Source organism: Rhodococcus antarcticus (assembly GCF_026153295.1).
Lineage (GTDB): Bacteria > Actinomycetota > Actinomycetes > Mycobacteriales > Mycobacteriaceae > Rhodococcus_D > Rhodococcus_D antarcticus.
In genome coordinates this window covers 2,476,855-2,499,093 of the sequence record NZ_CP110615.1, presented here as the reverse complement: position 1 = coordinate 2,499,093, position 22,239 = coordinate 2,476,855, and the positions used below count along the sequence as shown (strand labels likewise).

General features: G+C 75.4%; 21 protein-coding genes. 16 read left to right on the top strand and 5 right to left on the bottom strand.

Going from position 1 to position 22,239, the window contains the following annotated elements:
- Nucleotides 1-119: 119 nt before the first annotated feature.
- Together RHODO2019_RS12165 and RHODO2019_RS12160 are read left to right on the top strand one after the other, a co-directional pair.
- Nucleotides 120-800, top strand: a complete 681-nt coding sequence (locus RHODO2019_RS12165; protein ID WP_265382045.1) for a ferritin-like fold-containing protein — start codon at nucleotides 120-122, stop codon at nucleotides 798-800.
- A 112-nt stretch (nucleotides 801-912) separates the two neighbouring features.
- Nucleotides 913-1,143 carry a DUF3107 domain-containing protein gene (locus RHODO2019_RS12160; protein ID WP_265382044.1) on the top strand — a complete coding sequence of 77 codons (231 nt, stop codon included), beginning with the start codon at nucleotides 913-915 and terminating at the stop codon, nucleotides 1,141-1,143.
- 14 nt (nucleotides 1,144-1,157) lie between these two features.
- Here the strand turns inward: RHODO2019_RS12160 and fasR are convergent, their stop codons facing one another.
- Nucleotides 1,158-1,826 carry an HTH-type transcriptional activator FasR gene (gene fasR, locus RHODO2019_RS12155; protein ID WP_265382043.1) on the bottom strand — a complete coding sequence of 223 codons (669 nt, stop codon included), beginning with the start codon at nucleotides 1,824-1,826 and terminating at the stop codon, nucleotides 1,158-1,160.
- A 160-nt stretch (nucleotides 1,827-1,986) separates the two neighbouring features.
- Between fasR and RHODO2019_RS12150 the strand changes: the two genes are divergently transcribed.
- From RHODO2019_RS12150 to RHODO2019_RS12125, 6 genes are all read left to right on the top strand, one after another.
- Nucleotides 1,987-2,955: an alpha/beta fold hydrolase gene (locus tag RHODO2019_RS12150; protein WP_265382042.1), complete on the top strand. Its 969-nt coding sequence runs from the start codon at nucleotides 1,987-1,989 to the stop codon at nucleotides 2,953-2,955.
- Between the two features lie 52 nt (nucleotides 2,956-3,007).
- Nucleotides 3,008-4,144, top strand: a complete 1,137-nt coding sequence (locus RHODO2019_RS12145; RefSeq protein ID WP_435532115.1) for a DUF3152 domain-containing protein — start codon at nucleotides 3,008-3,010, stop codon at nucleotides 4,142-4,144.
- Between the two features lie 68 nt (nucleotides 4,145-4,212).
- Entirely contained in the window at nucleotides 4,213-5,388 is a 1,176-nt protein-coding gene (moeZ, locus tag RHODO2019_RS12140; protein ID WP_265382041.1) for an adenylyltransferase/sulfurtransferase MoeZ, read from the top strand.
- A gap of 55 nt (nucleotides 5,389-5,443) precedes the next feature.
- Complete coding sequence (locus tag RHODO2019_RS12135; RefSeq protein ID WP_265382040.1) at nucleotides 5,444-6,271, top strand: TIGR02569 family protein; 828 nt, start codon at nucleotides 5,444-5,446, stop codon at nucleotides 6,269-6,271.
- Between the two features lie 178 nt (nucleotides 6,272-6,449).
- Nucleotides 6,450-7,031, top strand: coding sequence for a TerD family protein (locus RHODO2019_RS12130; RefSeq protein WP_265382039.1), 582 nt, complete (start codon nucleotides 6,450-6,452; stop codon nucleotides 7,029-7,031).
- Complete coding sequence (locus RHODO2019_RS12125; RefSeq protein ID WP_265382038.1) at nucleotides 7,031-7,663, top strand: TerD family protein; 633 nt, start codon at nucleotides 7,031-7,033, stop codon at nucleotides 7,661-7,663. Before RHODO2019_RS12130 ends, RHODO2019_RS12125 begins: the two co-directional genes overlap by 1 nt.
- Nucleotides 7,664-7,679: 16 nt before the next feature.
- Here the strand turns inward: RHODO2019_RS12125 and RHODO2019_RS12120 are convergent, their stop codons facing one another.
- Complete coding sequence (locus tag RHODO2019_RS12120) at nucleotides 7,680-7,976, bottom strand: MGMT family protein (RefSeq protein WP_265382037.1); 297 nt, start codon at nucleotides 7,974-7,976, stop codon at nucleotides 7,680-7,682.
- Complete coding sequence (locus RHODO2019_RS12115; protein ID WP_265382036.1) at nucleotides 7,976-8,749, bottom strand: alpha/beta hydrolase; 774 nt, start codon at nucleotides 8,747-8,749, stop codon at nucleotides 7,976-7,978. The genes RHODO2019_RS12120 and RHODO2019_RS12115 overlap by 1 nt, the downstream gene beginning before the upstream one ends.
- Nucleotides 8,750-8,835: 86 nt before the next feature.
- Between RHODO2019_RS12115 and RHODO2019_RS12110 the strand changes: the two genes are divergently transcribed.
- Nucleotides 8,836-12,117 carry an ATP-dependent helicase gene (locus tag RHODO2019_RS12110; protein WP_290428902.1) on the top strand — a complete coding sequence of 1,094 codons (3,282 nt, stop codon included), beginning with the start codon at nucleotides 8,836-8,838 and terminating at the stop codon, nucleotides 12,115-12,117.
- Nucleotides 12,114-15,575 carry an ATP-dependent helicase gene (locus RHODO2019_RS12105; RefSeq protein WP_435532114.1) on the top strand — a complete coding sequence of 1,154 codons (3,462 nt, stop codon included), beginning with the start codon at nucleotides 12,114-12,116 and terminating at the stop codon, nucleotides 15,573-15,575. The genes RHODO2019_RS12110 and RHODO2019_RS12105 overlap by 4 nt, the downstream gene beginning before the upstream one ends.
- On the opposite strand, the gene RHODO2019_RS12100 is transcribed toward RHODO2019_RS12105, so the two are convergent.
- Nucleotides 15,572-15,973, bottom strand: a complete 402-nt coding sequence (locus tag RHODO2019_RS12100; RefSeq protein ID WP_265382035.1) for a DoxX family protein — start codon at nucleotides 15,971-15,973, stop codon at nucleotides 15,572-15,574. The genes RHODO2019_RS12105 and RHODO2019_RS12100 overlap by 4 nt on opposite strands.
- 66 nt (nucleotides 15,974-16,039) lie before the next feature.
- On the opposite strand from RHODO2019_RS12100, the gene RHODO2019_RS12095 reads away from it, so the two are divergent.
- From RHODO2019_RS12095 to nudC, 5 genes are read left to right on the top strand one after another with little or no spacing between them, the layout of a single operon-like run.
- Nucleotides 16,040-17,098, top strand: coding sequence for a potassium channel family protein (locus RHODO2019_RS12095; RefSeq protein WP_265382034.1), 1,059 nt, complete (start codon nucleotides 16,040-16,042; stop codon nucleotides 17,096-17,098).
- Between the two features lie 35 nt (nucleotides 17,099-17,133).
- The gene (locus RHODO2019_RS12090; RefSeq protein ID WP_265382033.1) at nucleotides 17,134-17,565 is read left to right on the top strand and encodes a hypothetical protein; all 432 of its coding nucleotides are present in this window, start codon (nucleotides 17,134-17,136) and stop codon (nucleotides 17,563-17,565) included.
- A 9-nt stretch (nucleotides 17,566-17,574) separates the two neighbouring features.
- Nucleotides 17,575-18,870: a M16 family metallopeptidase gene (locus tag RHODO2019_RS12085; RefSeq protein WP_265382032.1), complete on the top strand. Its 1,296-nt coding sequence runs from the start codon at nucleotides 17,575-17,577 to the stop codon at nucleotides 18,868-18,870.
- Entirely contained in the window at nucleotides 18,867-20,309 is a 1,443-nt protein-coding gene (locus RHODO2019_RS12080) for a M16 family metallopeptidase (RefSeq protein WP_265382031.1), read from the top strand. Before RHODO2019_RS12085 ends, RHODO2019_RS12080 begins: the two co-directional genes overlap by 4 nt.
- Nucleotides 20,306-21,232: an NAD(+) diphosphatase gene (gene nudC / locus RHODO2019_RS12075; protein WP_265382030.1), complete on the top strand. Its 927-nt coding sequence runs from the start codon at nucleotides 20,306-20,308 to the stop codon at nucleotides 21,230-21,232. The genes RHODO2019_RS12080 and nudC overlap by 4 nt, the downstream gene beginning before the upstream one ends.
- A gap of 11 nt (nucleotides 21,233-21,243) precedes the next feature.
- Here nudC and RHODO2019_RS12070 read toward each other — a convergent pair whose 3' ends face one another.
- Entirely contained in the window at nucleotides 21,244-21,483 is a 240-nt protein-coding gene (locus RHODO2019_RS12070; protein ID WP_265384746.1) for a mycoredoxin, read from the bottom strand.
- 177 nt (nucleotides 21,484-21,660) lie between these two features.
- On the opposite strand from RHODO2019_RS12070, the gene RHODO2019_RS12065 reads away from it, so the two are divergent.
- Nucleotides 21,661-22,227, top strand: a complete 567-nt coding sequence (locus tag RHODO2019_RS12065) for a dTDP-4-dehydrorhamnose 3,5-epimerase family protein (RefSeq protein ID WP_265382029.1) — start codon at nucleotides 21,661-21,663, stop codon at nucleotides 22,225-22,227.
- Nucleotides 22,228-22,239 lie beyond the last annotated feature (12 nt).

Here is a 22,239-nt window from a genome sequence, read left to right as displayed (position 1 = left end):
GAGCAGGCAGGTGCGCGCACAAGTTCTGGCAGCAGCATGTCGCTGCGTGCCGGCCCTCATGCTAGCCCGTGACCTGCGATCGACCGGCCGGTGACGCGCTCGGCTCTACCCTCACGGGCATGGACCCCGCTGCCACGACCTCGCCGGCCTCCGTCCCGCCGCTCGTGGCTCCGGGGGTGGTGGACCTCATGGGGGTGCTGGCCTACGGCGAGCTGTCCGCCTTCGACCGTCTCGCCGAGGACGCCCGCGCGGCGCCCACCATGTCCGGCCGGGCTGCGCTGGCGGCGATGGCGGGGGCGGAGATGGCGCACTACGAGGTGCTGGAGAGCTTCCTGGGCGCCAGGGGGGTCTCCGTGCTCGATGCGATGGCTCCCTTCGTGGCTCCGTTGGACGAGTACCACCGCTCCACGGCACCGGCCAGCTGGTTGGAGTCGCTGGTCAAGGCCTACGTCGGCGACGGGCTGGCCGCGGACTTCTACCGGGAGATCAGCGGGCTGCTCGACTCCGAGGGCGGCGAGACGGTGCGGGTGGTGCTGGCCGAGACGGGGCACTCCGCCTTCGCCGAGCGCGAGGTGAGCGCGGCGTGCGCCGCCGACCCACGGCTGACCGCCCGGCTGACCCTGTGGGGGCGGCGGCTGCTCGGCGAGGCCGTCATCCAGGCGCAGCACGTGCTGGCCCAGCGCGACGCCCTGGCCGAGCTCGTCATCTCCGGCTCCGGCGACTTGGCCGGCATCGCGGCGCTGTTCCGCCGGCTGCAGAACCAGCACACGCGACGGATGTCGGCGCTCGGGCTGGGCTGAGCGCCCCGTCGTTCGCTCTGGGCGCAGCACAGCCGACGGGCGCGTCGACGGCGCTGCACTAACCTCGACCGGGTCAGCACGACCCATCGCAGTGAACGTTCGGAGGTCGACCGTGGAGGTCAAGATCGGTGTGGCGGACAGCCCCCGGGAGCTGCTGGTCACCAGCGGCCAGACGCCCGAGGAGGTGGAGGCGCTGGTCAGCGCCGCGCTGGAGGGTGACCGCGCCGGCGTGCTCGCCCTGACCGACGAGAAGGGCCGCAAGTTCGTCCTGCCGGCGGCGCGGGTGTCCTACGTGGAGATCGGCCCGGCCGACTCGCGCCGCGTGGGGTTCAACGTCAGCTGACGACGCCGGCCGGCTCAGCCCGGCTCGTGCTGGAGCGGCAGGTGCGCCACCCCGCGCCACGCCAGCGAGCTCGTGATCGCGACCGCCTCGTCCTTCGGGACTGGGCGGTCGTGGTCCAACCAGTACCGCGCGCTGACCTGGCTCGCGCCCACCAGGCCCACCGCGAACATCCGCGCCCGCGGCAGGTCGAGGCCCGCGTCGGTGATGACGGCCTCCGCCACGGCCTCGATGCACGCCTCCAGCGCCCGGTCCACCCGCTGCTGCACCGAGGGCTCGCCCAGCAGGTCGGACTCGAACACCAGCCGGTAGCCCTGGGCCTCGTCGTCGATGAAGTCGAAGTAGGCCTGCACGGCGGCGCGCACCCGGAGCTTGTTGTCGCCGGTGGAGGCGAGCGCCTCGCGGACGCCACGGACGAGGTCGTCGACGTAGCTGTGCAGCAGGTCCAGGTAGAGGTCGAGCTTCCCGGGGAAGTGCTGGTAGAGCACGGGCTTGCTGACCCCCGCTCGTTCGGCGATCTCGTCCATCCCGGCCGCGTGGTACCCGCGGGCCACGAAGACGTCGCGGGCGGCGGCCATCAGCTGTGCGCGCCGGGCGGTGCGGGGCAGGCGGGCGTTGCGCCGGGGCACGGGACTGCTCACGGTGTCCTGCCCCGGGGTCTGCGCGGTCTCGGCGGGGCCGGTCATCAGGTCTCCTGGGGCGGGGTCGGGCACCGGGTGGGTGCGGTGACGGACACCGCCGTGGTCCGCGGTGGCGTCGCGCAGAGTTTACCCGCCGGTAGGGGCGTCGACGACGTGCTCGCGCCCCGACGTGCCCCCGCGGTGGCGGCTGACGCATCCTGGTGGGGTGACGCAGCGAGCCGCTCTCCCGACAGGCACCACCGACGACCCGGACGGGCTGGCCCCCCTGGACCTGCAGCAGGAGCCGTGGCCCGGCGCCACCGAGGTGCTCGCGGGCCAGGAGGTGCACGTGCGGCGGACCCCGGGGCCCGCGGGCGCCACCCCGGCGGTGTTCGTGCACGGCCTCGGCGGATCGGCCAGCAACTGGACCGACCTCGCCGGGCTGCTGTCCCCGCTCGCCCCGGGGGTGGCGCTGGACCTGCCCGGCTTCGGGCGCTCCGCCCCCCCGGCGCACGGCCGCTACTCGTTGACCGGCAGTGCCGACGTGGTGGTGGCGCTGCTGGAGCAGACCGGTCCCGCCCACCTGTTCGGCAACTCCATGGGCGGGGCCGTCTCGATCCTCGTGGCGGCCCGGCGCCCGGACCTCGTGCGGACCCTGACGCTGGTCTCGCCCGCGGTGCCCGACCTCCGGCCCGACCCGCGGCGGATATCCGACCCCCGGCTGCCGCTGGCCTACCTGCCCGTCGTCGGCGGCATCTTCCGGCGCCGGCTGCAGGCCTCCACCCCCCGGGAGCGGGCGCAGGCCCTGGTCCGGCTGTGCTTCGCCGAGCCGGACCTGGTGCCCGAGCACCGCATCGAGCAGGCCGTGTCCGAGGCGCAGGAGCGGGGCGGCCAGTCCTGGGCGGCCGACGCCCTGGGCCGCAGCTTCGGCGCGCTGCTGCAGTCGTGGCTGGTGCTGCCGGCCCGGTCGTTGTGGGCCGAGGCCGCCCGGGTCCAGGCGCCGACGCTGGTGGTGTGGGGCGCCCAGGACAAGCTCGTCAGCGTCGACCGCGGCCCCCGGCTCGTCTCCACCTTGCCGAGGGGCCGGCTGCTGGTGCTGAACCGGGTCGGCCACGTCGCGCAGATGGAGCAGCCCTTGACCGTCGCCAGGGCAGTGGTCGCCATGCTGCGCTCGGTGGAGCTGGGGGAGTGGTGAGCGGGCGGGCGCGTCGCAGGGCCCGCCCGGGGCCTTGTGGCACCCTGGGACGGTGACCCGACCGCCGCGCGAGGACCGTGGTCGCAGCAGGGACCCACGGGCCCGGCGCAGCACGGCCCTGGACGTCCGGGCGTGGCCCGACGAGCGCGGCAGGCCCCACGAGCGCGGCAGGCCCGACGAGCGCGGGGACGGTCCCCAGCCGCTGCGTGCCTCCTGGGACCCGATAGGCGGCGAGCCCTCCCGGGTGCGTCCCTCGCGACGACCGGAACGCACCGGGGTCCGCAGCCGCAGCCGAGCGGGTCGTCTCGTCGCCACCTACGGCTGGCGCGCCTACGCCGTGCCGTTCCTCGTCGCCGTCACCGTCCTCGCGGTCGTCGACGTGGTCCAGCCGGGCACCCCGACCACCTCGACCGTCGCGACGAGCACCTCGGCGGACGGGACCGACCCCGGCAGCACCGACTTCGGCTCGCTGAGCACCGGGGCCGACGGACCCGACATCATCGGCGTGCCGCCCGCCGGGGACGGCACCTTCAACCCCGCCGTCGTCTCGGGCTCGCTGCCCGACGGCGGCACCTTCCCGGTGACGGGAGCGGGGACCTGGCACGTGGTGCCGGGCAGCACCGGTCAGGTGGGCACGGGGACCACGTCGGTGATCAAGTACACCGTGGAGGTCGAGGACGGCATGGACACGACCCCCTTCGGGGGGGACGCCGCCGTGGCCTCCCTGGTGGACCAGACGCTGGCGAACCCCAAGAGCTGGACCAGCGACGGACGCTTCGCCCTCCAGCGGATCGACTCGGGCACCCCCACCTTCCGGATCAGCCTCTCGTCGCAGATGACGGTGCGGGCCGACGACGAGTGCGGCTACCAGATCGAGCTCGAGACCTCCTGCTACAACCGCACCGCCGGACGGGTGGTGCTGAACGTCGCGCGGTGGGTGCGGGGGGCGATCGCCTTCCAGGGTGACACCGGCTCGTACCGGCAGTACATGGTCAACCACGAGGTGGGGCACGCCATCGGGTTCCGCCAGCACCAGCCCTGCGAGTCCGACGGGGGGCTCGCCCCGGTCATGATGCAGCAGACGTTCGGGGTGGCCAACGATGCCATCGCGGCGCTGGACCCGGCGGGCGTGGTGCCCGCCAACGGCTTCACCTGCCGGTTCAACCCCTGGCCCTTCCCCCGCGGCTGAGCCTGCCGACGGACCTGCCGTGGCGCGCTCGGCCAGCAGCAGGACGACACGACCCTGAGGAGTGCCTGATGGCATCACTGCCCCCGCTGGTGGAACCGGCCGCGGAGCTGAGCAAGGACGAGGTGGCCCGCTACAGCCGGCACCTCATCATCCCGGAGGTGGGGATGGTCGGGCAGAAGCGGCTGAAGAACGCGAAGGTGCTCGTCATCGGCGCCGGAGGCCTCGGCTCGCCCGCCCTGCTCTACCTGGCCGCGGCCGGCGTGGGCACCCTCGGCATCGTCGACTTCGACGTGGTGGACGCCTCCAACCTGCAGCGCCAGGTCATCCACGGCGTCTCCGACGTGGACAGGGCGAAGGCGGTCAGCGCGCAGGAGTCGATCGCCGAGATCAACCCCCACGTCGACGTGCGGCTGCACCAGGTGCGCCTGGAGGCCGACAACGTCCTGGAGATCTTCGCCGACTACGACCTCGTGGTCGACGGCACGGACAACTTCGCGACGCGGTACCTCGTCAACGACGCGGCCGTGCTGCTCGGCAAGCCCTACGTGTGGGGCTCCATCTACCGGTTCGAGGGGCAGGCGTCGGTGTTCTGGGAGGCCGCCCCGGACGGGCGCGGGCTCAACTACCGCGACCTCTACCCGGTGGCCCCGCCGCCCGGCACGGTCCCCTCGTGCGCCGAGGGCGGTGTGCTCGGCATCCTCTGCGCGTCCATCGGCTCCATCATGGGCACCGAGGCGATCAAGCTGATCATGGGGATCGGTGAGCCCCTGCTCGGCCGGCTGGTGGTCTACGACGCCCTGGACATGACCTACCGCACCATCACGCTGCGCAAGGACCCCGAGGCGGAGCGGGTCACCGGGCTCATCGACTACGAGGCGTTCTGCGGGGTGGTCTCCGACGCGGCCCGGAGCGCGGCCGCCGGCAGCACCGTCACGGCCCCGGAGCTCAAGGCGCTGATGGACGCGGGCACCGAGCTGTTCCTGGTCGACGTGCGCGAGCCGGTGGAGTGGGACATCGTCCGGATCCCGGGCGCCACGCTCATCCCCAAGGACCGGATCCTGTCGGGGGAGGCGCTCGCCGAGCTCCCGCGCGACCGGCCGGTCGTGCTGCACTGCAAGTCCGGGGCGCGCTCCGCCGAGGCCCTGGCCGCCCTGCGGGAGGCGGGGTTCGCCGACGCCAGGCACCTGCAGGGCGGAGTGCTGGCGTGGGCGGCGCAGGTGGACCCGAGCATGCCGACCTACTGACGTCGACGCCCGTGTCGGCCGGGCCGGGCGGGCACCCGCCGGTAGCGTGCCGGGGGTGAGCACCCCCCCGCCGACGCACGTGCGCGCCACCTTCGGCCTGCGTGGCCCCCAGGACGAGGAGCCGCACGGCGACGGGTGGCGCTTCGGGGACGTGGTGCTGACGCCGGTCGTGGACCACGCCAGGGCCACCTGGTCGGCCGGGGTGCGCGAGACCCTGACCGTGGAGGGGCTCCGCCTCGCCCGCCCGGTCCGCTCCACCGATGGTCGCTGGGTGGTCTCCGGGTGGTCGGCCGACACCTTCCTGGCCGGTGAGCCCGAGCCGCGGCACGACGAGGTGGTCCAGGTGGCCGGGCGGCTGCACGCCGCCACCGCCGCCCTGCCCTGCCCGCGCTTCCTGGCCCCCGCGGCCCGCAGCGTCGAGGACGCGGTGCTGACGCTGGCCGACCGGGCCGCGTGGGGCGAGCAGGTGCCGCCGTTCTCCGACCCGCCCGGGCCGTCCGCCGGGCTGGACCCGCCGAGCGTCGTGCTGTTCCGCGACCTCGCCCGGGCCCGGCGGCGCGTGCAGGGCACCCCGCAGGTGGTGCACGGGGACCTGTTCGGCACCGTCCTGTTCGCCGGCTCGGCCGATCCCGGGATCGTCGACATCACGCCCTACTGGCACCCGGCCTCCTGGGCGGCGGCGGTCGCGGTGGTGGACGCCGTGGCGTGGGGCGGCTCGGACGAGGGCCTGGTGGACCGCTGGTCGGAGCAGGACGACTGGCCCCAGGTGCTGCTGCGGGCCGTGCTGTTCCGGCTGGCGGTGCACACCCTGCACGCTCGCTCCACCCCGGAGGGCTTCCCCGGCCTCGCCCGCACCGCGGACCTGGTGCGCAGGCACCTTTGACCGGGGTGCGCAGGCACCTGTGACCGGGGTGCGCGGGCACCTGTGAACCGGGTGCGGGCGAGGCCGCCGACCACCCGTCCGTCCGTCCGCGTCAGTAGGGTCGGGTGAGGCGCGACCGGTGCGGTCGCGCATCCAGGACCGGCGATCGAGCGGGTCCGCGACCGACGGGAGCTCGCAGGTGGCAGTCAACCTCGGCAAGGGCGGAAACGTCTCGCTGACCAAGGAGGCGGGGGCCGCTGGTCTCGCCGCCGTCACCGTGGGCCTGGGGTGGGACGTGCGCACCTCGACGGGCGTCGACTTCGACCTCGACGCGTCGGCGCTGCTCTGCGGGGAGAACGGCAAGGTCCTCTCCGACGAGAACTTCGTGTTCTTCAACAACCTCACCAGCCCCGACGGCTCCGTCGAGCACACCGGGGACAACCTCACCGGCGAGGGCGAGGGCGACGACGAGGCCATCAAGATCAACCTGGTCGCGGTCCCGCCGACGGTCACGACCATCGTGTTCCCCGTCTCCATCTACGACGCCGAGACCCGCGGGCAGAGCTTCGGCCAGGTGCGCAACGCCTACATCCGGGTGGTGAACCAGGCGGGCGAGACCGAGCTGGCCCGGTTCGACCTCACCGAGGACGCCTCCTCGGAGACCGCGATGGTGTTCGGCGAGCTCTACCGCCGCGGCGAGGAGTGGAAGTTCCGGGCCGTCGGCCAGGGATACGCGAGCGGGCTGCGCGGCATCGCGCTGGACTACGGGGTGAACGTCTGATGGCGGTCGACATGAACAAGGTGACGTTGACCAAGGCCTCGCCCCAGGTCTCGCTGAGCAAGGCTGCTGCCTCGGGCGGGGTCATGCGGGTGAACCTGAACTGGACGGCCCGCCCCACCGGCTCCGGTGGAGGTGGGTTCCTCAAGAAGCTGATGGGCGCCAGCTCGGCCATCGACCTCGACCTGGCGTGCCTGTACGAGCTGGCCGACGGGTCCAAGGGCGTGGTGCAGGCCCTGGGCAACAGCTTCACGTCCGATCCGGGTCCCACCCCGGTGGTGCGGCTGGACGGCGACGACCGCTCGGGCACCAGCACCGACGGCGAGAACCTCTTCGTCGACCTCTCCCAGCTGGCGAGGCTGAAGCGGGTGCTGGTGTTCGCCTTCATCTACGAGGGTGTGCCGAACTGGTCGGCGGCCGACGCGGTGGTCACCCTGCACCCGCAGGAGGGCCCGCCCGTGGAGGTCCGCCTGGACGAGCACGCCGCCAACGCGTCGATGTGTGCGGTGGCGATGCTGGAGAACGTCGGCGGGGAGCTCGTCGTCCGTCGCGAGGTCCGCTACGTCGGCCGGGGCCACAAGGAGCTCGACGAGATCTACGGCTGGGGCCTGGAGTGGACGGCGGGGCGCAAGTGACCCGCGTGCGACCAGGTCAGCGCACCAGGCGGTAGGCGGCCAGCGGGATCCGGCCGTCGTCGGCGAGCACGCCCTCCGTGCGCAGCCGGGCGAGCTGCTCGGTGGCGATGTGCTCGGGGGGCACCCCGCTGGCCCGGAGCACCCGGTGCCACGGCAGGTCGTGCCCGTCGGTGCGCAGGATGGTGCCCACGATCCGGGGTGAGGTGAGCCCCGCCGCGGCGGCGACGTCCCCGTAGGTGGTCACCCGCCCCGGGGGCACGGCCGCGACGAGCGCGCGCACGGTCTCGACCTGCTCGTCGGTGATCCGGGCCATCAGGGTTCCAGCCGCGCCCGGACTAGTGCGCCCACCGCGGTGGGCAGCAGGTACGGCACCATGTGGTCGCAGTCCAGCGGGTGCTCGGTGACGTGGTCCAGCGCGGTCAGCGCCCCGCGGTAGGCCTCGGCCAGCAGCGGGGGCTGCACCCGCAGGGCGGGGACCAGCAGCGTCCGGACCCCGGGCGGGGGCAGCACCGGTGCGCGCGCCATCTCGCTCCACGCCGCCACCACCGCCGGGGTGCAGGTGCGCCAGGCCCAGCGCCCGTCCGGCTGCTGGGCGAGGTGCTCGGCCACCTCGTGCTCGACCAGTGCCCGCGGCACCCCTGCCCAGTCGCCCGCCTTCGCCCGGGCCGCGGCGGCCGGTTCCGCCCAGGTGTCCGGCGTGCACGAGTCCTGCGCGGCCTCCAGCGCGTCGGTGGGGTCGATGCCGGTGGCCGGGTCCAGCAGGACGAGGGTGTGCACCCGCTCCGGCGCCGTGCGCGCCAGGTGCAGCCCGATCGCGCCGCCGAAGGAGTGGGTGAGGACGAGGACGCGCCCGAGGCCGGCGTCGTCCAGCACCGCGAGCAGGTCTGCGGCGTGCTGCTCCAGGGTCCACGGCGGGGCCCAGGGTGAGCGGCCGTGCCCGCGCAGGTCCGGGGCCAGCACGCGCGCGGTGGGCAGCTCGGCCTCGGCCAGGGCCCGCCAGCGCGCCCCGTGCCCGGTCACCCCGTGCACGGCCAGGACGGGCGGACCGTCGACCGGGCCGGAGGTGTGCATGTGCAGGAGGCTCACGTGACCATCGTGGCAGGAGCAACGTCCGGCGGCGCGGGAGTGTCGGTGCTCCGTGCTCTGATGGACCGGTGCGGGGGGACCAGCGGGTGCGGGTGGTGCGCGGGACGCACGGCGGCACCGCGCACCCCGGAGCAGCGCGTCGGTGGGAGGGCTCCGCGGCCGAGCTCGTGGACGCGGCCCCGGCGGGCGGCGCCGGGTGGGACCCGGTGCAGGTGCTGGGCGGCCCGGGCACCGGCAAGACCGCGCTGCTGGTCGACGTCGCGGTCAGCCGGCTGCGCAGCGCGTCGACGGGGCCGGAGTCGGTCCTGGTGCTCACCGCCGGCTCACGGGCCGCCCGCGAGGTGCGCCGCCAGGTCACGGCCGGGCTGACCGGGGGCGGTGCGGCCACCGGCACCCGGACGGTGCGTGAGCCCCTGGTGCGGACCGTGCACTCCTACGCCTTCGCCGTGCTCCGGGTGCAGGCCGCTCGGCACGGGAACCCTCCGCCGCGGCTCGTCACCGGCCCCGAGCAGGACGTGGTGGTGCGGGAGCTGCTCCGCGGCGACGTGCTGGACGGCGCGCAGCACTGGCCGGAGTCGCTGAGGCCCGCGCTGGGCCTGACCGGGTTCGCCAGCGAGCTGCGGGACCTGTTGCTGCGCGCCACCGAGCGCGGCCAGGGCCCGGAGGACCTGGTGAGGCTGGGGCGGCTGCACCGGCGACCGGAGTGGGTCGCCGCGGGCCGGTTCGGCCTGCAGTACGAGCAGTCGGCGCTGCTGCGCTCCTCCGTGGGCATGGAGGCACCGCAGGCCAGCGCCCCGGCCGTGGACGCCGCCGGCCTGATCTCCGCCGCGCTCGACGCGCTCGCGGGGGACGTCGCCCTGCTGGCCGCCGAGCGGGACCGGGTGCGCCACCTGCTGGTGGACGACGCGCAGCACCTCGACGCCGGGGCGGCGCAGCTCGTCGCCCTGCTCGGCACCGGCGCCGAGGAGACCGTGGTGGCGGGCGACCCCGACCAGGCGGTGTTCGGCTTCCGCGGTGCCGATCCCGCATTCCTCACCGGGCTCGAGGGCCGTCGCGTCCTGCTGCGCACCACCCACCGCTGCGCCCCCGCGGTCGCCCGGGCGGTGGCCTCGGTGAGCGAGCGGCTCGCCGGCCGCGGTCCGCAGCGGGGTCCGGAGCCGGTGGCGGGAGCGTCCGAGCCGGGCTCGGTGGACGTCCGTCTGCTGGGCACCGTGGCCCAGGAGGCGTCGACGGTGGCCGACACCCTGCGCCGGGCGCACCTTGTCGACGGGGTCGGGTGGGGGGAGATGGCGGTGGTGGTGCGCTCGAGCGCACGGAGCCTTCCGCCGCTGCGCCGCGCCCTGCTCGCCGCCGGAGTGCCGATGACGGTGCCCGCGGCCGAGCTGCCGCTGGGCCGCCAGCACGCCGTCACCGGCTTCCTGCTCGCCCTGCGCGCGCTCACCGCCGATCCCGACGACGAGGCAGCGTTCGACACCGAGTCCGCCCTGGCCCTGCTGAGCTCGCCGCTTGGGCGCGCCGATCCGGTGTCCCTGCGCCGGCTGCAGCGTGGGCTGCGCCGGGTCGAGCTCGCGGCCGGGGGGGTGCGGGACTCCGCCGGGCTGGTGCGCCAGCTGCTGCTGGAGCCCGGCTCCGTGCGGGGGCGGGGCGGCGCCGACGACCCGCTCCGCGGGCTCACCGACGCCGAGCTGGAACCGTTGCACCGGGTGCGCCGGGCCCTGGCTGCCGCCCGGGTGCCGCTGGGGGCCCGGCTCGGGGTGGAGGAGGTGCTGTGGGAGCTGTGGCGCAGCAGCGGCCTGGAGAGGCGCTGGGTGGATGCGGCCGACCGGGGTGGCTCGTCCGGCGCGCAGGCCGATCGCGACCTCGACGCCGTGGTGGCCCTGTTCGACGCGGTCGCCCGCTACGTCGACCGGTTGCCGCGCGCCACCGTCGGTGGGTTCGTCTCCTACCTCGCCGACCAGGAGATCGCCGGTGACGCCCGCTCCGACCGCGCTGAGGGCGAGGCGGCCGTCACCGTGCTCACCGCGCACTCCGCGGCCGGGCGGCAGTGGCGCGTGGTCGTGGTGGCCGGGGTGCAGGAGGGACTGTGGCCCTCGGTGCGCAGCCGGGGGAGCCTGCTGGGGGTGGAGCAGCTCGTCGAGGTGCTCAGCGGTGGCCCGGGCCCGGAGCTGGACGGGGTGGTCTCGCGGACCGCACCCCTGCTGGCCGACGAGCGGCGGCTGTTCCTCCTCGCGTGCAGCCGGGCCTCGGAGCGCCTGCTGGTGACGGCGGTGCAGAGCGCCGCCGGTGACGCCGAGCTCATGCCCTCGCGCTTCCTCGACGAGCTGGTGCCCTCGGTCGGGTCCACCGAGCGGGAGCCGGTGGCCGCCTCCGCCGCACCCCGAGGGCTGGTGCTCGGCGAGCTGGTGGCCGACCTCCGTGCCGCCGTGTGCGACCCCGCTGCCGCGCACGGCCGTCGTGAGCTCGCCGCCGGCCAGCTCGCCCGGCTGGCGGCGGCGGGGGTCCCGGGGGCGCACCCCGACCAGTGGTACGGCGTCCCCGGGCCGAGCACGGACGTCGCCCTGTGGGACCCGTCCGACGGCCCGGTGTCGGTGTCGCCGTCCACCGTGGAGCTGCTCGGGGCGTGCCCGCTGCGCTGGCTGCTGGAGCGCCACGGCGGCCAGGACGGATCCGCCGCCTCCGCGGTCGCCGGCACCCTCGTGCACACCCTCGTGCAGGCCATCGCCGGCCGCACGCCCGCCGAGACCGTGGACGCCGAGCTGGCCAGGACGTGGGCGTCGGTGGACCTCGGTGCCCCGTGGTTCGCCGAGCACGAGCTGGAGCGCACCCGCGCCATGCTGGGCAGCTTCCGCACCTGGTGGGAGCGCACCCGCACCGAGCTCACCGAGGTCGCCACCGAGGTGGGCGTGGACACCCAGCTGCGGGGGGAGGTCGACGGGGCGGCCGTCACGGCCCGGGTGCGCGGCCGGATCGACCGGCTCGAGCGCGACCAGCTCGGCCGGCTCGTCGTGGTGGACGTCAAGACCGGCAAGACCCCGGTGAGCAAGGAGGCCGCGGCGAACCACGCCCAGCTGGCCACCTACCAGCTCGCGGCCGCCGAAGGTGGGGTCGAGGAGCATCCCGAGCCGGCGGCCCTCGGTGGGGCCCGGCTGGTCTACGTGGCGAAGAACGGGCGGGACGGCGCGACCGAGCGGCTCCAGCCCGCCCCCGACGACGCGGTGCTCGCGCAGTGGCGCCAGGACGTGCTGGTCGCCGCTGCGGCCACCCGAGGCCCGTCGTTCGCCGCCACGGTCAACGATGGCTGCGACCACTGCCCGGTGCGCTCGGCGTGCCCGGCCCAGGACTCCGGGCGGCAGGTGACGCAGCCGTGAGCGCGCCCGACGGTGCGGCACGCACGCGTCCGGGCCCCACGCGTCCGGGCCCCACGCGCCTGGGACCGGCCCGGCTCAACGAGGCCCTCGGGCTGCCCGCGCCCACCGCCCAGCAGGTGGCCGTGATCGAGGCCGAGCTGAGCCCGTCGCTCGTCGTGGCCGGGGCCGGGGCGGGCAAGACCGAGACCATGGCGGCGCGCGTCGTGTGGCTGGTCGCGAACGACCTGGTGCGCCCGGAGCAGGTGCTGGGCCTCACGTTCACCCGCAAGGCCGCCCAGCAGCTGGCGGCGCGCATCCGGGGTCGGCTGCGGGTGCTGGCCGACAGCGCGGTCCTCGACGAGGTCGACCCGACCGGTGGGCTCCGCGCCCGGGTGCGCGGTGGTGAGCCCGAGGTGAGCACCTACCACGCCTACGCCGGGCGGCTCCTGGCCGAGCACGGCCTCCGGCTGCCGGTCGAGCCCTCGGCGCGGCTGCTCAGCGAGACCGCGTCGTGGCAGGTGGCCCACCGGGTGGTGAGCACGTGGTCGGACCCGCTGGCGGTCGACCTGACCCCCGCGACCGTGGTGGCCCGGGTTCGCGGTCTGGCGGGGCAGCTCGCCGAGCACCTCGTCGACGCCGAGCAGCTCCGGGCCGCGAGCACCGAGCTCGAGCACCTGGTGGCGACGCTGCCGCGCGGGCCCGGTCAGCGCGCGGCGCCCTCGGCCAAGCTGGGTGAGATCGTCGCCGCCCAGCACCAGCGGCTGGCCCTGCTGCCGCTGCTGGAACGGCTCACCGAGACCATGCGGCGGGAGTCCTCCTTGGACTTCGGCAGCCAGATGTCGCTGGCCGCCACCGTGGCGCGTGACCACCCGGAGGTTGGTCTGGCCGAGCGCGGGCGCTTCCGGGCGGTGCTGCTCGACGAGTACCAGGACACCGGGCACGCCCAGCGCGTCCTGCTGCGCGCCCTGTTCGGCGCCGGGGTGGACCCCTCCCTGGCGCTCACCGCGGTGGGTGACCCGATCCAGTCCATCTACGGCTGGCGCGGGGCCTCGGCGGCGAACCTCCCGCGCTTCGCCGCGGACTTCCCGCTGGACCGCTCCGGCACGCCCGCCCCCCGGCGCGAGCTGCTGACGAGCTGGCGCAACCCGCCCGAGGCGCTGACCCTGGCCAACGGGGTCTCCGAGCTGCTGCGCGCGACCGGCGTGCCCGTCTCCGAGCTGCAGGCCAAGCCCGCGGCCGGAGCCGGCGAGGTGCGCCTGGCGCTCACCGCCACCGTTGCGGAGGAGCTGACCTGGCTGGCCGGTCACGTCCGGCGGCGGTACGACGAGGTGCTGGAGCGGACGGCGGCTGCCGGCGACCGGAAGCCGCCCACCGCCGCCGTGCTGGTGCGCCGCCGGGCGGACATGGCCGCGGTGGCGGACGCGCTGCGCGCGGAGGGGCTCCCGGTGGAGGTCGTGGGCCTGGGCGGGCTGCTCGACACGCCCGAGGTGCGCGACGTGGTCAGCGTGCTGCGGCTGCTGGCCGACCCGCTCGCGGGAACCGCCGCGGCCCGGGTCCTGACCGGTGCTCGCTGGCAGCTCGGGGCGGCCGACCTGGCGGCGCTGTGGCGCCGGGCGCGCGAGCTCGCCATCCGCGGGGGCGGCACCGAGCTGGGTGAGGCGCCGGACGAGGAGGCGCTACGAGCGGCCCTGGCCTCGGCGCACCCCGGCGAGCAGGCGGAGCAGGCCGGGCTGGCCGATGCCCTCGCCGACCCCGGCCGCCGGGAGCGCTACTCCGTCGCGGGGTGGAGCCGCATCACCGCCGTCGCCGAGGAGCTCGCCTCGCTCCGCGAACGGATCGGCCAGCCGCTGCCCGAGCTGGTCGCGGAGGTCGAGCGCACCCTGCGGGTGGACGTCGAGGTGTCGGCGCGCCCGGGCGGGGTGGCCGTGGGTCGGACGCACCTCGATGCGTTCGCGGACGTCGTGGTCGGCTGGAGCACCTCCGTGGGGGTGCCGAGCCTGCCGGGTCTGCTCAGCTACCTCGCCGCGGCGCAGGACGAGGAGGACGGGCTGAGCCCTGGCGAGGTCGAGGTGGACCCGGACCGGGTGCAGGTGCTCACCGTGCACGCGGCGAAGGGGTTGGAGTGGGAGGTGGTCGCCGTCCCGCACCTGTGCACCGGGGTGTTCCCGGCGGCCAAGCGGAGCTCGAGCTGGCTGCGCAACCCCGTGGAGCTGCCCTCGCACCTGCGGGGCGATGCCGCCGACCCCGAGGCCGACGCCAGCACGGGGGCCGGGGTGGGCGTCCCCGTGCTCGACCTGTCCGGCTGCAGCACCCGCAAGGACCTCGAGGCGGTCCTGGCCGCGCACGAGTCGGCGGTGGACGCCCGGCGCCTGGAGGAGGAGCGGCGGCTGCTCTACGTGGCGCTGACCCGGACCGAGCACACGCTGCTGGTCTCCGGCAGCCACTGGGGCGCCACCGGGAGCAGGCCCCGGGTGCCCTCGGAGTTCCTGGTGGAGCTGCGCGCGCTGGTGGAGGGAACCGGTGGTGTCCCCGGCGCGGGCACGGTCGACGAGTGGGCACCGGCGCCGGAGGAGGGCACGGTGAACCCCGCGAGCGAGCAGGTCCGCACCGCGCGGTGGCCGGTGGACCCGCTGGGGCAGCGGCGGGCTGCGGTGACCGCCGGTGCCGGGCTGGTCCGCGACGCGCTCGAGGCGCTCCCGACGGGGGACCGCGGCAACCCGACGCCCGTCGAGCAGCCCCGGGGCGGCGAGCGCCCGCCCGACGACGAGCAGCCGGCCGACCCGGACGGCTGGGTCACCGACGTGGACGCGCTGCTGGCCGAGCGCGAGCGTCGGCGCAGCCGGGTGCGCGAGGTGGAGCTGCCCGCCCAGCTCTCGGTGAGCCAGCTGGTGCAGCTGCGGAGCGACCCGGTGGAGTTCGCGGCGCGGCTGCGTCGGCCGCTGCCCTACCCGCCGAACCCGCTCGCCCGGCGCGGCACCGAGTTCCACGCGTGGGTCGAGCGGCGGTTCGGGGCCACCCGGTTGCTGGACCTCGACGACCTCCCCGGAGCCGGGGACGAGGGTGCGGCCCCCGACGCCGATCTCGCGGCGCTGCAGGCCGCGTTCCTGCGCTCGCCGTGGGCCGACCGCCGACCGCTGGAGGTGGAGGTGCCCTTCGAGACCGAGCTGGCCGGCACTGTCGTCCGCGGCCGTATCGACGCCGTGTTCGGCGAGCCCGACGGGCGGTTCACGGTGGTGGACTGGAAGACCGGTGCGGTGCCTGACGCCGCCCGGCGACCGGCGCTGCTCGTCCAGCTCGCGGCCTACCGGCTGGCCTGGGCGGAGCTGGCCGGGGTGGCGCCCGAGCGGGTGGACGCCGCCTTCGTCTACGTCCGGCACGGCCACACCCTCGCCGCCCCGGACCTGCTCGACGCCGCGGGGCTGCAGGCCCTGCTGGTCGACGCGACCGCCGAACCCGACGCGACCGCCGAACCCGGCTAGCCCCGTCGGGCCACCACCAGCCCCCACAGGACCAGCGGCACCTGCAGCGGCAGCCGCGCCCAGGTGAGCACCTGTGCCGCCGTCGACCCGCCCGCCGAGTCCACCGCCATGGACACGTTGGCCGGGAACACGGCCACGAACAGCCCGGCCGCCAACCAACCACCGACCCGGCGGGTGCGGGGGTGGGCGACGGTGGCGGCCACCCCCAGCTCGGCCACCCCTGAGACGTAGGTCCAGGTGCGCGCCGCACCCGGCAGCGCCTGCGGCACCATCCCGTCGAAGGTGATCGGCCGCAGCAGGTGCAGGGCACCGGCGCCGGCCAGCAGCGCGGCCAGCGCCAGGGCCGGGCGCGCACCGGCTCGGGACGCACGGGAGCTGGGCAGGTGGGGCCGGGGCACCCGTTCAGCCTGCCAGGCGCGCCTCGACCGCGTGCGCGGGCGCGGGAGCCCCTACGCTTCGCCCCCGTGCCCCGCCGACCGCGCACCGCCCAGGACCGGCTCGTCGACCGGCCCGACCACGCCCTCGTCGGCATCGTCCGCATCCCGGTGCACCTCACCAGCCCCTACCGCGCGATCGGTCGTCGGGTGCTGGGGGCGACCGCCGCCCTCGCCCTCTCGGTGCTGCTGGTCTACGTCGACCGCGGCGGCTACCGGGACGCCAACGGCGACGGGATGACCCTGCTCGACTGCGTCTACTACGCGACGGTCTCGCTCTCGACGACGGGCTACGGCGACATCGCCCCGTTCACCCCGAGCGCCCGGCTGGTGAACGTCCTCGTCATCACCCCGCTGCGGGTCATGTTCCTCATCGTCCTGGTCGGCACCACCCTGGAGGTGCTCACCGAGCGCTCCCGCCAGGCATTCAAGATCCAGCGCTGGAGGCACAAGGTGCGTGCACACACGGTCGTCGTCGGGTACGGGACGAAGGGCCGCTCGGCCGTCGCGGCCATGCTCGGCGACGGCGTCGAGCCCGAGCGCATCGTCGTGGTCGACACCGACCAGCAGGTGCTCGACGCCGCATCGGCACTGGGGCTGGTGACCGTGCACGGCTCGGCCACCCGCTCGGACGTGCTGCGCCTGGCGGGCGCGTCCGGGGCCACGTCGGTGGTGGTCGCGACGAACCGGGACGACACCGCCGTGCTCGTGACGCTCACGGCCCGGGAGCTGGCTCCGACGGCCACGATCGTGGTCTCGGTGCGCGAGGCGGAGAACGTCCACCTGCTGAAGCAGTCCGGGGCCGACAGCGTGGTGATCTCCTCGGAGACGGCCGGCCGGCTGCTCGGCATCGCCACCACCACACCGTCGGTGGTGGAGATGATGGAGGACCTGCTCACGCCCGACGCCGGGTTCGCGATCACCGAGCGGGAGGTGGAGCGCGAGGAGGTGGGCGGATCACCCCGGCACCTGGCCGACATCGTGCTCGGCGTGGTGCGCGCCGGGGTGCTCAACCGCGTCGATGCGCCGGAGGTGGACGCCCTCGAGCCCGGCGACCGGCTGCTGTACATCCGCCACGTGTCCGCCTGACCCGCTCCCGCCCCGCGACCTGCCACGATCACCCCGTGCCTCCCGCCCGCCCGCATCACGACCACCCCGGTGCCCGGGTGCTGCTGGCCGGGGCGGCCGGGGCCCTGCTAGCTGCCGGCTGGACCCTGGCCACCGTGCCCGCCGGCGCCGCGGGCGCCGTCGTGCCGGCCGTGGTCACCACCTCGGCGAGCTGCTCGGGCGGGGGACAGGACACCGTCTCCGTCCAGCTCGATACGGGCGCGGTGTCCGCGCGGCTCGACGCCTGCGGCCAGCCGGAGGGCAGTGCGGTCTCGGTGGTGCTCGCCGCCGACGGCTCCGTGGGCGAGCCCGTCGCCATGGCCGGCACCCGCTCCGGCCGCGGCCCCTCCGCGCTGCCGGTGGTCGTGCTCACCGTGGGCAGCGTCCTCACCGTGGGCTCGGTGGCGGCCAGCGTGCGCGCCGGGCGGGCCGGCCGGGACCGAGGATAGGGTCGTCGGGTGGTCCACGCTGCTCCGCCGCCTGCCCTGCGCTCCCTCGTCCTCGACAACGGTCTGCGCGTGCTCATCGCTCCCGACCCGTCGGCCCCGGTCATCGCCGTGTCGGTGCACTACGACGTCGGCTTCCGGTCGGAGCCTGAGGGCCGCACCGGGTTCGCGCACCTGTTCGAGCACCTCATGTTCCAGGGCAGCGAGAGCCTCGCGAAGCTCGAGCACTTCCGGGTGGTGCAGAGCTCGGGCGGGGTCTTCAACGGGTCCACCCACCCCGACTACACCGACTACTTCCAGGTGCTTCCCTCGGCCGCGCTGGAGCGGGCGATCTTCCTCGAGGCCGACCGCATGCGGGCGCCGAAGATCACCGCGGAGAACCTGGCCAACCAGGTCGAGGTGGTCAAGGAGGAGATTCGGCTCAACGTCCACAACCGGCCCTACGGCGGTCTGCCGTGGATCCTGCTGCCGCCGGTGCTGTTCGACACGTTCCCCAACGCGCACAACGGGTACGGCGACTTCAGCCACCTCGAGCAGGCCTCGGTGGACGACTGCGCCGACTTCTTCGACACCTGGTACGCGCCGGCCAACGCCGTGCTGACCGTCGCGGGTGACCTCGATCCGGACGTGGCGGAGGCCTTGGTGCGCAAGCACTTCGGCGACGTGCCGGTCCGGCCCGAGCCCGTGCGCGCGTCCTTCGCCGAGCCGCAGCTGAGCAGCGAGCGCTGGGAGGTCCACGTCGACGCCCACGCCCCGCTGCCCGCCGTCGCCGTCGGGTACCGCCTGCCCGACCCGGCCGCCGACCTGCCCGGCTACCTCGCGGCCGTCGTGCTGGGGGCGGTGCTCACCGACTCCGACTCGTCGCGGCTGCAGCGCACCCTGGTGCAGCGGGACGGTCTCGTCACCGACATCTCCGCGGGCTGCGGCCTGTTCGGCGAGCCGCTGGACGCCCGGGACCCGGACCCGTTCGTCGTCACCGCCATCCACTCGCCGGAGGCCTCCGCCCGGCAGGTTCTCGACGCCGTGGACGCCGAGATCGCGACCCTGGCCGCCGACGGCCCCAGCGCGGTCGAGCTGGCCGGGGTGGTGGCCCGCTGGCGCGCTGGCACGCACCGCAGCCGGGACCGGCTCGTCTCCCGGACGCTGGAGGCCGGCGCGTCGGAGCTGCTGTTCGGCAACCCGCACCTCTCCGCCGAGCTGCCCGACCTCGTGGCCGCCGTGACCCCCGAGCAGGTGGCCGCCGCCGCGGCCGCGCTGCGCCCCGACGCCCGCGCCGTGCTGGAAGTCCAGCCAGGAGGAGCCGCATGAGCCGCACCGCCACCGAGCCCGCGAGCCGCACCGCGGCCGAGCCCGCCAGCCGCACCGCGGCCGAGCCCGCCAGCCGCACCGCGGCGCAGATCGCCACCACAGAGACGGGGCCGCGAGAGCTCCCCCCGCTCGGTACCCAGAGCGCGGGTGCCGAGCTCGTCAGCTCCGACGCGGTGCTGGAGAACGGGCTGCGCGTGCTCGTGGTGCAGCGCGCCACGGTGCCGGTGGTCGAGGCGCGCCTGGTCGTGCCCTTTGCCGAGCCCCAGGGCTTCACCACCGGCGCCCCGCACGTCGGTACCGCCGAGGTGCTCGCCGCGACCCTGCTGGCCGGCACCGCCCGTCGCGACCGGCTGGCCCTGGACACCGAGCTCGCGGCCGTCGGTGCGGAGGTCGGCGCGTCGGTCGACCCCGAGCGGCTCGTCGTCGGCGGCTCGGTGCTCGCCGAGGGCCTGCCCGTGCTGCTGGACGTCCTCGCCGACGTCCTGACCGGCGCCACCCACCCCACCGAGGAGGTGGACAGCGAGCGCGACCGGCTCGTCGAGCGCCTCGAGGTGGCCCGTTCCCAGCCCGGGGTGCTCGCCCGCGAGGCGGTGCTGCGGCGCAGCCTGGCCGGGCACCCCTCCGCGCACGAGGTGCCCGAGGTCGACGAGGTCACGGTGGTCACGGCCGAGGACGTCCGCGCCCTGCACGCCCGCGCCGTGGTGCCGCGCGGCGCCCTGCTCGTGCTCGTCGGTGACGTGGAGCCCGAGGCCGTGCTGGAGCAGGTGCGCACCGCGCTCGCGGGCTGGACCAGCGAGCACTCCGCCACCGTCCTCTCCCCGTGGCCGACCATCACCCCGGCCCCGACGCTGCTGGTCGACCGCGCCGGCGCGGTGCAGTCGCAGATCAGGCTCGTCGCCCAGGGCGTGTCCCGCAGCGATGCCGGCTACCCGGCCGCGCAGCTGGCGAACCTGGTGCTCGGCGGGTACTTCTCCTCGCGGCTGATGGAGAACGTGCGCGAGGACAAGGGCTACACCTACGGGGCGTCCTCGGGCCTCGACGCGAGCCAGGCGGGGCAGGTCCTCACCGTCGAGCTCGACACGTCGCGGGAGACCACCGCGGCAGCGCTGATGGAGACCGTCTACGAGCTCTCCCGGGTGGTGCTCGTGCCGCCCACCGACGCCGAGATCAGCTCGGCGCGGCAGTACGCCATCGGCGCGCTGTCCATCTCGCTGGCCACCCAGAGCGGGCTGGCCAGCACCCTGTCGCGGCTCGTCCCGCTGGGCCTGGAGCCGAGCTGGGTCCGCGAGCACCCCGCGCGGCTCGCGGCGACCACCGACGACGAGGTGCGGGCCGCCGCCGCCCGGATGTTCGGCCCCGGTCGGTTCACCGGCATCGTCCAGGGTGACGCCGCGGTGCTCTCGGACGTGCTGGTCGCCCTCGGCGGGGTGGCGGTGTGAGCGCACGGTTCGTCCTGGACCGCGAGCCGAGCCTGTCCCGCTCCACGGTGGTCCGCGACGAGCTCCTGCGGGTGGACCCGGAGCGTCTGACCGCGGGCTGGGCGCACGCGCAGGTGCTGCGGGTCGACCCGGCCGGACGGGTCGCGGCGAAGGACGGCCGGCTGGTGCTGGAGTCGGCGTCGACCACGGGCGCGGCGCCGGCCAAGGACGCCGTGCTGCTCGGCGAGGACGGCGACACCCCGGTGTGGGCGGTGCCCACCCCCGAGCTGGAGGTGCTCGAGGGCGAGCAGGCCGTGGACCTGCGCTCGGGCGGCGCGCTGCTCGACGACACCGGTGCCGGTCTGCTCACCACGGCAGCGGCCCTGCTCGCCTGGCACGCCATGGCCCGGTTCTGCACCGTCTGCGGGGGCCGCACCAAGCCGGTGAGCTCCGGCTGGGCGCGACGCTGCGCCCAGTGCGGGCGCGAGGAGTACCCGCGCACCGACCCGGCCGTGATCTGCCTGGTGCACGACGGCGCCGACCAGGTCCTGCTCGGCCGCCAGCCGACGTGGCCGGTGGGCCGGTTCTCCGTGCTCGCGGGATTCGTCGAGGCGGGGGAGTCGCTGGAGGACTGCGTGGAGCGCGAGGTGGGCGAGGAGGTCGGCGCCGCCGTCACCGACATCCACTACCTGGGCAGCCAGCCGTGGCCGTTCCCGCGCTCGATCATGCTGGGCTTCGAGGCCACGGCCGACGCCGCCGCCCCGGTCGTCCCCCGCGACGGTGAGATCGCCGAGGCCCGCTGGTTCACCAAGGACGACGTCCGCGAGGCACTGGCCCGGGGGGAGTGGACGGGCAACCCCGACGACCCCGGCGAGGAGGTCCCCCTGCTGCTGCCCGGGTCGATCTCCATCGCACGGGTCATGCTCGAGTCCTGGGTCGGCTGAGCCCGGGTCGCTCAGGCGGCGAGCTTGGCCTGCACCTGCGCGAGGCTCGGGTTCGTCGCGGTCGATCCGTCGGCGAAGCGCAGCGTCGGCACAACCTGGTTGCCGTTGTTCACGCTCTCGACGAACGAGGCGGCGTCGGGGTCGCCCTCGATGTCGACGTCGGTGTAGGTGATGCCCGCCTGCGCGAGCTGGGACTTGAGGCGCGCGCAGAATCCGCACCAGCCGGTCGAGTACATCGTGAAGTCAGCCATGCCCGACTCAACCACCGGCGGGGCCGCAGGCTTCCCGCCCGCCCCGCCGCTGACGAACGACTCCTTCATCCAGGGCGCGCGCAGCAGCACGAACGGCAGTCCCACGAACACCACCACGACCCCGGCGAGCACCAGCCACGTCACGGGCGCAGCGTAGGGCGTGGCAGCATCGCGGGCGTGGCTGAGCTGACGATCGTCCCCTTCACCGCCGAGCGGACCGAGGTCGAGGGCCTGTGGGTCCTCACGATGAAGCAGGTCACCGACGACCGCGGCACCGTGCGCGAGTTCTACCGGGAGTCGGCGTTCGTGGCGGCCGGGCTGCCGTCGATGGGCCCGTGGGTGCAGGTGAACCTCACGGCCACCTCGCAGGGCGCCGTGCGCGGTCTGCACGGGGAGTCGATGACCAAGCTGGTGGGGGTCGCGGCCGGGGAGGCGTTCGGTGCCTACGTCGACACCCGGGCGGGCTCGGCCACCTTCGGCCGCGTGGTCACCGTCGCCCTCACCCCCGGCGTCCAGGTCCTCGTGCCGGCGGGCGTGTGCAACGGTTTCCAGCCCACCAGCGAGGGCGTCACCCAGTACCTGTACGCCTTCGACGCCGAGTGGGTGCCCGGGATGGCCGGTACCGCCCTGACCCCGCTGGACCCCGAGCTGGGCATCGCCTGGCCCATCCCGCTCGACGACGAGGACCGCGCGCAGGTCTCCGCGAAGGACGCGGCCGCCCCGCGGCTGGCCGACCTGCGCTGATCCCGCCCCCGC